The 13,246-nt window shown below is 68.2% G+C and carries 12 protein-coding genes and 1 pseudogene; 8 read left to right on the forward strand and 5 right to left on the reverse strand.

The annotated features are described in order from the left end of the window. Window positions 1-221 precede the first annotated feature (221 nt). The 7 genes and pseudogenes from ACTXG6_RS33630 to ACTXG6_RS33660 form a co-directional block, all read left to right on the forward strand. Window positions 222-935 (forward strand): annotated as a pseudogene (locus ACTXG6_RS33630) (IS256 family transposase); the annotation flags it as partial. 226 nt (window positions 936-1,161) lie between these two features. Further along, window positions 1,162-2,064 (forward strand): IS110 family transposase, encoded by a 903-nt coding sequence (locus ACTXG6_RS33635; protein ID WP_445190167.1) that lies wholly within the window; start codon window positions 1,162-1,164, stop codon window positions 2,062-2,064. After that, window positions 2,022-3,050: an IS110 family transposase gene (locus tag ACTXG6_RS33640; protein WP_445183406.1), complete on the forward strand. Its 1,029-nt coding sequence runs from the start codon at window positions 2,022-2,024 to the stop codon at window positions 3,048-3,050. The genes ACTXG6_RS33635 and ACTXG6_RS33640 overlap by 43 nt, the downstream gene beginning before the upstream one ends. A 516-nt stretch (window positions 3,051-3,566) precedes the next feature. Next, window positions 3,567-3,761: a hypothetical protein gene (locus ACTXG6_RS33645; protein ID WP_445183407.1), complete on the forward strand. Its 195-nt coding sequence runs from the start codon at window positions 3,567-3,569 to the stop codon at window positions 3,759-3,761. A gap of 637 nt (window positions 3,762-4,398) precedes the next feature. Further along, window positions 4,399-5,076 carry a hypothetical protein gene (locus tag ACTXG6_RS33650; protein ID WP_445183408.1) on the forward strand — a complete coding sequence of 226 codons (678 nt, stop codon included), beginning with the start codon at window positions 4,399-4,401 and terminating at the stop codon, window positions 5,074-5,076. A 209-nt stretch (window positions 5,077-5,285) separates the two neighbouring features. Continuing rightward, window positions 5,286-5,411, forward strand: coding sequence for a hypothetical protein (locus tag ACTXG6_RS33655; RefSeq protein ID WP_445183409.1), 126 nt, complete (start codon window positions 5,286-5,288; stop codon window positions 5,409-5,411). Next, on the forward strand, window positions 5,395-5,604 hold the full coding sequence (locus ACTXG6_RS33660; protein WP_445183410.1) for a hypothetical protein: 210 nt from the start codon (window positions 5,395-5,397) through the stop codon (window positions 5,602-5,604). Before ACTXG6_RS33655 ends, ACTXG6_RS33660 begins: the two co-directional genes overlap by 17 nt. Before the next feature lie 894 nt (window positions 5,605-6,498). Here ACTXG6_RS33660 and ACTXG6_RS33665 read toward each other — a convergent pair. The 5 genes from ACTXG6_RS33665 to ACTXG6_RS33685 form a co-directional block, all read right to left on the reverse strand. Then, on the reverse strand, window positions 6,499-7,455 hold the full coding sequence (locus ACTXG6_RS33665) for a lipid II:glycine glycyltransferase FemX (protein WP_445183411.1): 957 nt from the start codon (window positions 7,453-7,455) through the stop codon (window positions 6,499-6,501). 416 nt (window positions 7,456-7,871) lie between these two features. Then, window positions 7,872-8,987, reverse strand: a complete 1,116-nt coding sequence (pstS, locus tag ACTXG6_RS33670; RefSeq protein ID WP_445183412.1) for a phosphate ABC transporter substrate-binding protein PstS — start codon at window positions 8,985-8,987, stop codon at window positions 7,872-7,874. Between the two features lie 406 nt (window positions 8,988-9,393). Then, window positions 9,394-9,528, reverse strand: coding sequence for a hypothetical protein (locus ACTXG6_RS33675; protein ID WP_445183413.1), 135 nt, complete (start codon window positions 9,526-9,528; stop codon window positions 9,394-9,396). Then, entirely contained in the window at window positions 9,525-9,995 is a 471-nt protein-coding gene (locus ACTXG6_RS33680; protein ID WP_445183414.1) for a (2Fe-2S)-binding protein, read from the reverse strand. The genes ACTXG6_RS33675 and ACTXG6_RS33680 overlap by 4 nt, the downstream gene beginning before the upstream one ends. Then, window positions 9,995-12,211: a xanthine dehydrogenase family protein molybdopterin-binding subunit gene (locus tag ACTXG6_RS33685; protein WP_445190168.1), complete on the reverse strand. Its 2,217-nt coding sequence runs from the start codon at window positions 12,209-12,211 to the stop codon at window positions 9,995-9,997. The genes ACTXG6_RS33680 and ACTXG6_RS33685 overlap by 1 nt, the downstream gene beginning before the upstream one ends. Window positions 12,212-12,946: 735 nt before the next feature. Between ACTXG6_RS33685 and ACTXG6_RS33690 the strand changes: the two genes are divergently transcribed. Next, window positions 12,947-13,240, forward strand: a complete 294-nt coding sequence (locus ACTXG6_RS33690) for a hypothetical protein (RefSeq protein ID WP_445183415.1) — start codon at window positions 12,947-12,949, stop codon at window positions 13,238-13,240. Window positions 13,241-13,246 lie beyond the last annotated feature (6 nt).

Here is a 13,246-nt window from a genome sequence, read left to right on the forward strand (position 1 = left end):
GTGATCAAGCCCGACACCACAAGTCGTGTGCCCACGCTTTTCGGAGATTCCGAGGACGCCGCAGACCCACTACCAGCACAAACACGAATCAGAAGGAGCCTATGTGCCCATCAACCGCGGAACTCGGGGTTCGGCCGCGCCAACTTTGACCTCCTGCGCACGCGAGTCCTCCACGCCTGCTGATACAGACCAGCACAAATCACGCAACGTGCGCCAGAACCAAGGTGCGGGACGGGCAGGTCGCTAACCGGCCCATGTACGCCGCTATCGGCGTCACCGTGGACGGCCGCAAGGACGTGCTCGGGTTGTGGGCCGGCACCGGCGGCGAGGGGGCGAAGTTCTGGATGAGCGTGCTGGTCGATCTGAAGAACCGGGGTGTGCGTGACGTGTTCTTCGTGGTCTGCGACGGGCTGAAGGGCCTGCCCGAGGTGGTCGAGAACGTATGGCCACTGACCATCGTACAGACGTGCATTATCCATCTCATTCGGAATACGTTCCGGTTGACCTCACGCAAAGACGCCGACGCGATCAAGCGTGACATCAAACCAATTTACACGGCGCCCAATCCCGATGCCGCGCTCGTCGCGTTGGACGAGCTCGAGGAGAAATGGGGGAAGAAATACGGTGCGATGATCCGACTGTGGCGCGGCGCGTGGAACGAATTCGTGCCGTTCCTGGACTACGACATGGAGATCAGGAAAGTGCTCTGTTCGACCAACGCGATCGAATCACTGAACGCACGATACCGCCGGGCCGTGCGAGCACGCGGACACTTTCCCAGCGAACAGGCCGCGCTCAAATGCCTGTACCTTGTGACCCGCAGCCTGGACCCCACCGGCACAGGCCGCGCACGATGGACGATGCGCTGGCAACCCGTGATCAACGCCTTCGCCATCACCTTCAGTGACCGCTGGCCGGCCGCTGAAACCTACTAACCAAACCGCCGGAAACACCGATCATGGGATAGACCCCACGAGGCTGGCGTTGGGACCTTGCAGAAGTTTGAGTCTGGACGCATCGATTCCGTTAATGACGCCAGAAACTGATGCGATGAAGGAGCGGGGCCTCCGCTCCTCGTGGGTTTCCCCCATGCTTGGGGGTTGCTCATGACTCACAACAAGGGAGGCCCCTGTGAGCGGATCGTACGCGGGTCGGCAGTTCGTGGGTATTGATCTGCATCGTCGGCGGACGGTGTTGGTGCGGATGGGTGCTGACGGGCAGCGGCTGGGTTCCATGGACCGGTTTCCGAGTACTCCGGAGGCGTTGCGGGCGGCGATGACGGCGGCTGGGCCTGAGCCGAGGGTGGTGTTGGAGGCCACTTATGGCTGGTACTGGGCGGTTGAGACGCTGCAAGAGTTGGGTGCGGAGGTCCATTTGGCGCACCCGTTGGGGATCAAGGGATTCTCTTATCGGCGGGTGAAGAACGATGAGCGTGACGCGGCGGATCTGGCTGACCTGTTGCGGATGGGTCGGCTCCCGGAGGCGCATATCGCGCCGGCGCCGACTCGGGCGTTGCGCGAGTTGGTGCGCTACCGCGCGAAATTGTCACGGTGGCGGGCGAGCGCGAAGTCCTCGGTGCACGCGGTGTTAGCCAAGCGTGGTGTTGCGGTGGGCATGTCGGATCTGTTCTGTGTCGAGGGCACCGCATTGTTAGATCAATTGTCGTTGGAGCCGGCGTATGCGGCACGGGTGTCCTCGCTGCGTGATCTGATCGCCATGTTGGGTACGGAGATCACCGGGTTCGATTTCGTGATCGCCCAGGTCCTGGCCGGGCATCCGGGTTACCGGGCGATCCAGCGGATTAGTGGGATCGGCCCGGTGTTCGCCTCGATCTTTGTCGCCGAGATCGGTGACCCGGCCCGGTTCGCCACGGCGGACAAGCTGACCAGTGGGGCGGGGTTGACTCCGCGTCACCGTGAGTCCGACGCCACCGTGCACCGTGGTCGGATCACCAAGATGGAATGTGGCGGCCGCCGCCGGCGGCCTGTTCGTCCAACGGTGAGCCGGTTGGGGAGGTTGTCATGTCGGTGGTGGGCGGGATCGACATTCATCGATCGCAGTTGACGTTCGACTATGTAGATCTCGATTCGGGGGAGGTGCTCCGGGGCAAGATCGCGCCGGGAGACCGGGAAACCTTGAGGCGATGGTTAGGCCGGTTCAGCGGCCGTGCCGGCGTGGCGTTCGCTCTGGAAGGTTGCACGGGCTGGCGCTACGTCGTCGAGGAACTTCAGCGGGCCGGCATCGAGGCCCATATGGCGGAGCCGGCCGAGACCGCGGCGCGTCGGGGCCCGAAACGGCGCGCCAAGACCGACCGTACCGACGCCCAGCTGCTGCGGGACCTGCTGTTGGAAGGCCGGATTCCGGAGTCGTGGATCCCACCGGAGCCGGTGCTGGAGGCTCGCGCACTGGTCCGCCTCTATAAGGACCTGCTCGATGAGCGCACCGGCTGGTTGCAGCGGGTACAAGCCGGTCTCTATCACATGGGCGTCGTAGACCTCGACGTCAAAGCGATGTCGGCGGCCGGACGGGAACGCATCGCCGCGGCGCACTTATCCCCGGCGACCCGCATCGCAATCGACACCGGTATGCGACAGGTCGATCGGCTCTCCGAGGAGTTGGGCAACGCGCGTGAACAGATCCACTGGATCGCCCGGCGGCAGCCCGCGTGCAAGGCGTTGCAGGCCGCACACTACGGCGTTGGGCCGCTGACCTCGGTGGCGATCTGGGCTGAGATGGGAGACACTCGCCGGTTCCGCAGCTCCGATGACGCTGTGCGCCACGCCGGGCTGGATGTCACTGTCTACTCTTCCGCCGGCCGTCGCACCGCTGGGCATCTGGCCCGACAAGGCCCGGTTCTGCTGCGCTGGGCACTGTATGAGTCCGCCGTGTACGCCGGACGCCCCAGCTCGCCCGATCATGCCTACTTCCAGCAGGTCAAGGCCCGCCTGGATGGCCAGTTGGCGCTGTTGTCGGTCGCCCGCAAGCTCGCCCGCCGCTGCCACCACACCCTGCGCAACCTGGGCGACCAGGTTCTCGCACCCGCCGCCTGATCCGCCCAACACCCCGGGCAAGTCGCCGCGCCCGACCAACCGATGAACCCGCGGTCAGCTCCCAGCAACCCTGTAGCTGCCGGTTCCTCACCGGACAGCCGACCAAGAGTGAGCGGCCGCAACCCGAGTTGAGTCACCCCAATCGCCATCTTGTCGCCGACCCCAAGTGGTCGAGGACCTAGATAAGCAGGGGCGCCCGACACACACCGGGGTAGACGAGCCAGGCCCGACTCGAGGGAGCCGACGATGCCTACCAGCTGAAGCAACAACCCACGAAGATCTTCTTCGCCGGCGGCCAGGGTGCGCCGCTCGGTCTCGCTGTCAAGGCCCTGCGGCCGCTGCGCGGTCGGGCGCTGCCCGAGCCTGGACAGCCGCCACCGAGCTAAACGCGCGCCCCACGGCCATCGAAGAAGATCCAAAAACAAGTGAGTCAACGAGGGGTCGCGCGGCCTTGACACCACGGTGGCCACAGATAAACAGGGCAACACGCTCGTGCGGTGCGCCGCGGTCGAAGCAGTGCAACGCAGCTCCGAGCCGCTGATTACCGCCCACCGCGCCCGGATCGCGGACCGCCGAGGCCGACCCGGCCGCCGCAGCGGGCGCAACCTCGCGAAGGTCGCCGCTGCTCGGGTGTTGCTCAAGCTGGTCTACTACGGGCTGCGCGATGGGCATGTCCGTGCCCTGGAGCGACCCAGTCCCATCGCGGCATGAGGCGATCGACAAGCTCCGGGCGCGTGGCCGCTGGTCTGACTGACCCCCGCGAGGCGTGGTCGATAAACTGATTGGCCCCGTCCGGTCCTCCCGTATCGCTTCATGCCCACGGGCGAAGGAATGTCTGCAGCCGGGACCACCCGGCTCTGCCACACACCCACCGATGAAGCGTCCCACAACCACATAACCCGATCATCGGATTCTCTCTCGCCGTGATGATCGCGCCGTTCTCGTCGGTGTCAAGGCCACGCCCTCCGGGTGGCCTATGGCCAGCCTTGACACCGACCGCGATCAACGCCGACCAAAACACGAGAAAGAACCCGAAAAACAACGGTTGACCGACCCCCACTCCTTCAGGAATGTCAGCACAGTGCATCCGCTCGCGCGGCGCGAGTCAAGATCCGGGATCAGGCATCGCACCAGTGCCCGATCTCGATCGGTTTTCATGCCGCCATCGTCGCGCACCTCCGCTGAGAGCGTTGCCTGCGCCAGCGGCGGTGCAACCACCTGTGCCCTACAGCGGGGGGAGATCCCTGCCAGCGCCAGGGCCCCCCGCCAGCGTCAGGCTTGGGGGTCGCACGGCATTCTGAACGGTATGGGTGGGTCGCACCGAGCTCGGGTTGGCTGGCCGTGTCGGATGATCGTGGCGAGCATCTGGGCGTGCGCGGTGTTCGGCACGGCGTTGGTGTGGCAGCTTTACCGCCGCGGCGCGCTGGCCGGTGCGCCACCGCGCCGCGGCGGTTGGCTCTACCCAGACACCGGCCCCACGTGGCTGCACCTGCTGGTCAACCACGTGACGGTGAGCTGGACCTCCCGGGCCGCCGACACGATCGCCCCGCTCGCGCTGCTGGCCCTGGCCGGGTGGCTGTCAATGCGGTGGCGACGTCCGACGCCGTTGATCTGCGTCGCGGTGGCGCTGGCCACGGTGGCCGCGGTGGTGTTCGCCGGGAAAGGCTTCCTCGGGCGGCTTCTGGGCGACCAGGCCCTGGTCTGGGACCCGATGACGGTGTCCGGGCCCGCGACCGCGGCGGCGGTCGTCGTCGGGCTGGCGGCATGGCTAACCCGCCACGACCTTGGGTACCCGACGCGGCGGGCGCTGTGGTGCCTTGCCGCCGCGGTGACCGCCGTCATCGGGGTCTCGCAGCTCTACCTAGGGCACCGGATCGCTGCGGTCGCGCTGAGCCTAGCGGCCGGTGTGGCGATTCTCGCGCTCACGCTCGGCGCGTTCGGCCGGGTCTGCGTCCCGAACGAGATCGCGATGATCGCGTCCAGGGATTTGGTGGTGAGTCGGGTGGGTCGGGGTCGTCGGCCGTAGCGGTCGATGCCACGCCAGGCGGGTCCGGTGTGGAAGACGTGGGCGGCCAGGCGGTTGCGCCAGCGCACCCACGCCGCTACCGCGTCGAGGGGGTCCTCCGGTGGGGTGATGGCGACTGTGCGGCCGGTGCCGGTCTGGTCGGTCTTGGAGCGGCGTAGGTGCACTAGGAGGCCGTCGTCGGTGGTGACGATGTCGCGTACGTCGAGGCGGTGCAGTTCGTCGGTGCGCAGCGCACCAGTCCACCCGATGACCAGCAGGGCGGCGTCGCGGGCGTCGGCCAGGTGCTCGTCTGGGTCCAGGTCCTGCAGGTTCGTGGCCATGTCGGCCGGGCGTAGCGCGCTGCGCCGCGGGGCCGGTGCCAGGGTGGGGTGGCGTCGGATGCCGGCCAGCGCCCGGCGGACCGCGTCGTGCTGGCCCGGATTGGCCATCTCCCCCACCGCGCTGGCCACGCTCGGCATGGCCGCGGTCGGGATGTCCGGGGCGGGGATCGCCGCCGCCTGGTGGGCTACCAAGATCGCGGCCAGATAACCGGCGATGCTCGAGGGCCGCAGACCGGGACGGATCAGTACGTGGCCGGCCACGATGTCCGCGGCGACATCGATGGGGGTGGCCGGGCGCCAGTGCGGAGCCAGGTCGGTGAGGAACCGGGCGACGGTGGCCGCGGAGTCTGACAGGACCGTGCCGGGCGGCGGCCCGAGCGCCGGTAGGCCCGCGACCCGCAGTGTTGTCCGTGCAGGATACCAACTTCGGAGAAGTTGGAAGAGTTCTCTGACCAGCTGGAACAGTCACTGCCGCCGGATACCGTTCCGTTTCCCTCCGCAGCCCGAGGCTAGGCCGAGGGCGCCGTCATCGTCAGGGATCGTGGAATGCACGGTCACTCGTGACGCTGGGCGCGGCCCTTGTGTCACAACACTCTCCGCAACCCCCGACGGGCCATGCTCCGTCGCCCCGCTGGTCTATCCACGACCTGAGCGCTCACCAACGAAACGTCTGCCCTGTGATCCCGCGCCCGGCCCAGTTCGCCGAACCGGAGTCTTGGTGAACATCCCTACGTGAGGAGCGTGTCGCATGCAGTGGTCGGCTCGCGTCGTGAACGGCTGCACCGTTCTGACGGTTTCTGGCTCGATCCACGGCGTTGATGCGGCCAGACTCCGCAACCACAAAACCAAACCTAAAGCCGACTCCAGCAACCGGCGCCCCGGCGAAACCGGGGAGTCCAGCGGTCTGCTTGGCCAAGGCGTGCCGGGCCGTCGCGACCTGGGAGGTCGTGTGGAACAACCCCAGGCTGCACACTCCCGACCGCCAGAAGGCCTGGTCGCCTGCGATGAGTACACACAGCCGCTCGCGGATGACCTCGCTGGTCCAGGCGGACGGCGCGTAGGTAGGCCATCGGTGTGGTGTCCTGGTGGCGAAGGATCGTGCTCAGCGGGCGGTAGAGCGGTGTCGCATCCATTGTCTGGCCTTGTCGAGAACCACGCGGCCGGCGGATCCGGAGCCGAGGATGTCGTAGGCCCGGCGCAGCACCGGCGAGGAGATCAACTCGACCGCTTGGGGGTAGTGGTGCAGCCGCCCACCGAAGCCGAGCTTGAACCGTGCGGCCCCGTCGAGGCGCGGGCAGCTGAAGCCGTCCCGCGCCACGACTGCGGCCGTCGAGGCGGATAGCCCGCCGAGGTCGAACTCGGCAAAGCCGTGGGCCTTGGCCCACTTCATGGCTTCCCAGTCGAGTGCGGAGGTGACGCTGAGCCGCACCGCCGGGCTGGAGCGGTCCATGCCGGTGAGCCGGCAGCGCAGCACGGCGTCGCAGGTGGTGAACAGCTCCGCGGCGACCGGCTCGCCGTCGACCTCGCCGACGAAGATGTCGACGTGACCGGCGTCGGTGAACTGGTGGTACAGCGTGCGCACGTAGTCAGGGGACAGCTCGGAGAAGCCCTGGTGCTGTGCCGTGCGCCGCAGCAGGTCGGCGAGGATCTCCAGGTCCGCGACCCCGCCGCGGCGCACCGCCACCCCTGAGCTGGCCCATTTGCCTGTCCAGCGCCGGATCCGTTTGCTCAGCCCGGCGCGGAGCTGCTCCTCGGTGGCGGACAGGTCGATCCCCACCGTCGCCGGCGGCGCCACCCCCGCCATGGAGGCGCGGAACCCTCTGGCCAGCAGCGCGGCGCTGATGTCGTCGCCCTCGACCGGCTGGACAAACAGGGCACTCAGCCGGGTGCGGGCCAGTTCGTCCAGTGCGTCGGCCAGCGCGGCGACCACCGCCGCCCGGGGCGCTCCGCCGGCGACGATGGGCCCGTAGGAGACGTACCCGATCCGCCCGAGCAGCGGTACCCGCCGGACAAGCACTTGCGCGCCGCCGACCAACACATCCTCCTGCCGGGCGAACACGTACAGCGGCTCGTACCCGAAACCGACTCCGACGGCTGCTCACACACCGCCGCCACGCGCCCACCCTCGCGCGGGCGCGCGTCGGCCACCACCGCGGGGGCATCGGCAAGCTCCCCCGGTGAACTCTGTTCCATCGTGCCGTCCCCCATGTCACCGGTAGTAGCCGCCAACCCACAATCGAGCGAGATCCTGCCACAGGGCAAGGCGGTCGACGGATGACGCATCAACTGTCGATTCCTTTGGACGCGACAACCACAAAGGCGCGCGGGCGAGACGTAAATCAATAGTCAGTGTGATGCCAGTCACTAATGGGCGGTGTCATCCCGTGCGCCCCAGCGCAGCGCACGCCGCTTCTCCGGAGCCACGGGATGGGAGAGCGAGGAACTGTCAAACTTCGGCTTCTCACGGCACAGGGGTCAGCTGATGGCTTGGATGGCGGTCAGTAGCTTCTGCTGGAATGCGACCGGCAGCGGCGCGTAGCCGGCCGCGGGCAGCTGGGCCTGTGCGCCGGTCGCCGCGGTGGTTAGGAAGGCCTTGACCGCCTGGGCCACCGCCGGATCGTAACCCTTCGAGCAGACCAGCTCATAAGTCGCCAGGACCAGCGGGTAGGCGCCCGCGGCGTTGCCGCCGTAGACCGACTTGAGGTCCAGCCGCAGGTCGTAGCCCTGACCGGTGACCTTGGCACCGGCGATGGCCTTGCCGACCGAGTCGTCGGTCAGCGCGACCGGGCCGGAGCCGGAGTCCAGCTGGGCCATTGCCAGCTTGTTGTCCTGGGCGTAGGACAGCTCGATGTAGCCGATCGTGCCGGGCGCGCTGGAGATCGCCTGTGCTACCCCGGCGGAGCCCTGCGAGCCGGTGCCGACGCCGCCGTTGAAGGTCTTGCCGGCCTTCTGCGTCCAGGCGCCCTTGCCGGCCGCGGCCAGGTACTTCTGGAAGTTGTCCGTGGTACCCGACTGATCCGACCGGAAGATCACGTTAATCGGCTGTGCCGGCAGTCGCTTGCCACTGTTCAGCGCGGCGATGGCTGGGTCGTTCCAGGTCTGGACGGTGCCGTTGAAGATCTTCGCGGTGGTCTCCCCGTTGAGCACCAGGTTGGTCACGCCGGGCAGGTTGTAACCGAGCGCCACTGGGCCGAACACCATCGGCAGGTGCCACGCCGGGTTGCCCTTGCAGCGCGCCTGGGCGGCGGCGACCTCGCCGTTGGCGGCATTCAGCGCGGAGTCCGAGCCGCCGAAGTCGACCAGCCCGGCGTTGAACTGCTTCACACCGGCGCCGGAGCCGGTCGGATTGTAGGCGACGTTGGAGCCGGGGCACTTCGCCTGGTAGGCCTGCACGAACACATCGACCGCGTTCTTCTGCGCGCTGGAGCCCTCAGCGGACAGACTCTGCTTGCCACCGCAAGAGCCCGCCAGACCGTCGGAACCCAACGCGCCGCTCCCCCCCGAGGGAGTCGAGTTACTGCCGCATGCCGCCAGCGCCAACGCTCCGGCGGCGACCATGGCGAGCACAGCACCGTGCTGCTTGAGCTTCACTGATGTTCCTCCGAGGTTTCGGTCCGAAGACGCGTCAGTTACGCGGCTCGGGGTGGCCGCTCGCCGGGCACGTTAGGGACACGTAGTGGACGAGAACCGCCCAAAAGATGAACGGAGGACAAAGAGGTCACCTTTGGTGACCCAAGACACGCCTGCCCGCCGCCCAACTCTCGACGCACGACTACCCGCGAATGGGCCCAGTGCTTTTCCTGTGGCCCGCGTGGTCGACCTCGGGGAATCCGGCACCCACGCTATCGTGTCCGCGGCTATCGGGACCTGGAGCACCGGCGAGCGACGCCTGTCTCACAAGCTCCTGGGCGACTTCGAGTCGGACATGCTGATACTTGCCGAACGTGGCTTCTACAGCTACGAGCTGTGGAAGGATGCGCTGGAGACAGGCGCGGCGCTAGTGTTCGGACGCGTCCGGCTCCGGCGAGCGGACGTGCAGGAAGTGCTTGGCGTCGTCGCCGTGCTGCCCGAGTAGCTGGACGGCGTGCGCGACCGAGTCGGCGCGCACGTAGCTGAACGGGGCCGGGATCATGCAGTCACCCCGTCGGCGGCGGCGGCCAGCACGGCCCGCACGACGTTGTGGTAGCCGGTGCACCGGCAGAAGTTGCCCTCCAGCCCCTGGCGTACCTCCTGCTCAGTCGGCTTCGGGTTGTCGTGCAGCAGGCTGACTGCCGCCATCACCATGCCCGGCGTGCAGAACCCGCACTGCAGCCCGTGCTCCTGGCGGAACGCGGCCTGGACCGGGTGCAGCGTGCCGTCGGCGGCGGCCAGGCCCTCGACGGTGGAAACCTCCCGGCCGTCGGTTTGGACGGCGAGTACCGTGCAGGACTTCACCGACTCGCCGTCCAACAGCACGGTGCACGCACCGCAGGATGTGGTGTCGCAGCCGACGTTGGGGGCGGTCACCCCGCACACGTCGCGCAGGTAGTGGACCATCAGCAGCCGGTCCTCGATCTCGTCGCGGCGCGCCTCGCCGTTGACGGTGGTGTTGACCTGCATCAGGACGCCGCCTCTGTGGTCTGTCGGGCCTCCGTGGCCTGGTTGATCGCCTTCCACACCCGCTGCGGGGTGGTGGGCATGTCGATGTGCCGGACGCCGAGATGCGCGACCGCGTCGATCACGGCGTTGTGGATGGCCGGGGTGGCGCCGATGGTGCCGGCCTCGCCGATCCCCTTGGCACCCATCGAGTTGTAGGAGGTGGGTGTGGCCATCTCGACGAGCTCGAAGCTCGGCACCTCGGTGGCCGACAGGAACGGGTAGTTGGCGAGCGTTGAGGTTTCGGGGTTGCCGTCGACGTCGTAGCGAACCTCCTCCATCAGCGCCTGTGCTGCACCCTGCGCGTAGCCGCCGTGGCGTTGGCCCTCGCACAACAGCGGGTTGAGCACCGTGCCGGCGTCGTCGACCGCGATCAGCCGCAGCCGGGCCTTGCCGGTGCGGACGTCGACCTCAACGACCGCCACGTGGGCGCCGAAGGGGAACGTCGGGCCGGGCGCGGTAAAGACGCTGCGTACCTGCAACGGCTCCTTCGCCGCGAGCTCGGCGAACGTGACTGCCGTGGCCGGTGAGCCCGCGACCTGCAGCGCGGCGCGGGTGGTATCGACGACGATGTCGTCCGGGTTGGCCTCCAGCAGCTCGGCAACCCGCTGTCGCGCGATCTCGACGAGCTCGATGGTGGCCTGGCGGACCGCCGCGCCGCCCTGCTGCAGGCTGCGTGAGCCGAAGGTACCCGTGCCGTCCGGGACGAGGTCGGTGTCGCCGTGCACGACGGCGATCTTGTCGATCGGGATCCCCGTCTCCTCACTGGCGAGCATCGCCCACGCCGTGGCGTGGCCCTGGCCATGCGGGGACGTTCCGGTCAGCACCGTTGCGGACCCGTCCGCATGAACCTGGATGTCAGCGACCTCGCTCGGTGCGCCCTCCAGCGGGGCGCCAGTAATTTCGACATAGACACACAGGCCAATGCCTAGCTGCATGACATCGCCGCGCTCGCGGCGACGCGCCTGGTCGGCACGCAGGTCGTCGTAGCCCGCCGCCCACAGGACGCGATCCAAGGCTCCGGGGTAGTCGCCGGTGTCGTAGACCGCGCCGGTCGGCGTCGAGTGCGGCTCGGTGAATGCCGGCAGGAGGTTGCGCCGGCGGACCTCGGCCGGGTCCATGCCGATCTCCGCGGCGAACAGGTCCAACCCGCGCTCGATGGCGTGGGTCGCCTCCGGTCGCCCCGCGCCCCGGTACGCCCCAGTCGGAGTGGTGTTGGTGACCACGCTGCGGGCCCGCGTCTCGATCGCCGGGAAGTCGTAGACGGCGGGCGCCATCAGGGTGGTCAGCGCCGGCAGGAACGCGCCGAACCGCGGGTAAGCGCCGCTGTCCTGCAGCACGTCAAGCCGGTAGGCCAGCACCTTCCCGTCCCGGTTGCCCCCGACGGTGACCGTGTTGAGCTGGGCCCGGCCCTGGCACATTCCGACCATGTTCTCCGAACGGGACTCCGCCCAGCGCACCGGACGCCCGACGTGCCGCGCGGCCGCGGCCACCACCACGTGCTCCGGGTCGGCCCCGACCTTCGCCCCGAAACCGCCGCCCACGTCGGGGGTGATCACTCGCACCTGCTCCATCGGCAGGCCCAGCCACATCGCCACCGCACCCCTCGCCAACTGCGCGGCCTGGGTGGACAACCACATCGTGAGCCGGCCACCGTCATCGGGCACCACCGCCGCCGCGCGGCTTTCCATCGACGCGACGGCGACACGCTGGTTGTGCACCTCCTGGGTGACGACGACCTCGCAGCCGGCGAACAGGTCCTCGGCGAAGTCGGCGGGCCCGAAGGTGCAGACAGTGTTGGTGCCCGACTCCGGGAACAGCAGCACGTCATCGCGCGCCGCGTCACGCATGTCCACGACCGCCGGCAGCGGCTCGTACTCCACGTCCACCAGACCCGCGGCGTCCTCACCCTGATAGGCCTGCTCGGTGAGGACGGCGGCGACACACTCGCCGACATAGCGGACGACGTCGGACGCGAGCGGGGGCAGGGCCATAGCCTGGTTGAAGTCGGGCATCATCGGCGGGGCCGACGCCAGCCCGAGATCCGCGCCCGTGAGCACAGCGACAACCCCGGGTGCGGCGGCCGCCGCCGCGGTGTCGACGCCCAGGATCCGGGCGTGCGCCATGGGGGAGCGCACGAAGGTCAAATGAAAGGCATCGGCGAGGCGGGGATCACGCAGATCCTCGGTGTAGACGCCGCCGACATTCAGCGCCGCGTTCCGGTAGCCGACCCCACGCCGACGCCCGGTGAAAGGATCAGCTGAAGGCTCAAGCCGGCTGACCTGGAACTCATTGCCGGCCTACGCCTCGACGCCACGCCCGTCACCGGCTCGAGGCACACCACTCCCCTAGTACCCACTGGGCGCGAGCGCCGTCTGAGTGGAGGATCCGATCCGCTAACGGTGACGGAACGCGTCGCTTACCGCACGCACCCTCTCGCTGGGCCCATCGCCCACGCTCAAGGAGCCTCTGGTCTCACAAGATCACCGGACGCCACGATTCAGTGGACAGGGAAACCCAAGCAGACCCGGAAGTTGTGGGGGTCGACGGTGCCGCAGCTACGCGGTGCGCCGTCGCAGCGGCCGCTGCGGGTCCTGGGATGCCCCCATCGTTATCGGGACGGCAGCTATGCGTGTGATAACGATGTCCCCGGACTTGCCGGACCGGGCGTACGGTTGTGTCCTACGTCACCCGCTCCGGACCCCGGCGTGTAGCGCCAGCTCGCTTCTTGGTGCGGCGTTTGAGAGACCACCGTGGAGGCACCGGTGGATAACTGATGACCATGGTCACCGACATGTACGGCTGGCAGCGAGGTAGCGACCCAGGCCACGCCACCGACCGCCACCGACATCCTCACCAGGACCCCACACCCCTTAGAAGACCCCATACCCCCTTAGAACAAGGAGAGTTCCGCTATGGCCCTATCTCTATCTACCGCGCTCGTCGCGGCCGGAATCGGCGCGTTCGGCGTGCTCGGCGCCGGCACCGCGGCTGCCGCCACCCCGATCGCTCCCGCCGCGGCGCCGGTCGTGGCCCCGGTCTCTTTGGCTACCTTCACCACCGACGGTCGGGACTTCCGGTTCTGCGACGACTGGAACCAGCGCTGGGACGACCGGTGCTTCCGCCACGACGACGGCGACCATCACGGCGACAACCGCGACCACCACGATGGCCACGATGGCCGCGATGGCCGCGATGGCCGCAACTAGCTGCCA

It is taken from the genome of Pseudonocardia sp. Cha107L01 (assembly GCF_052566575.1).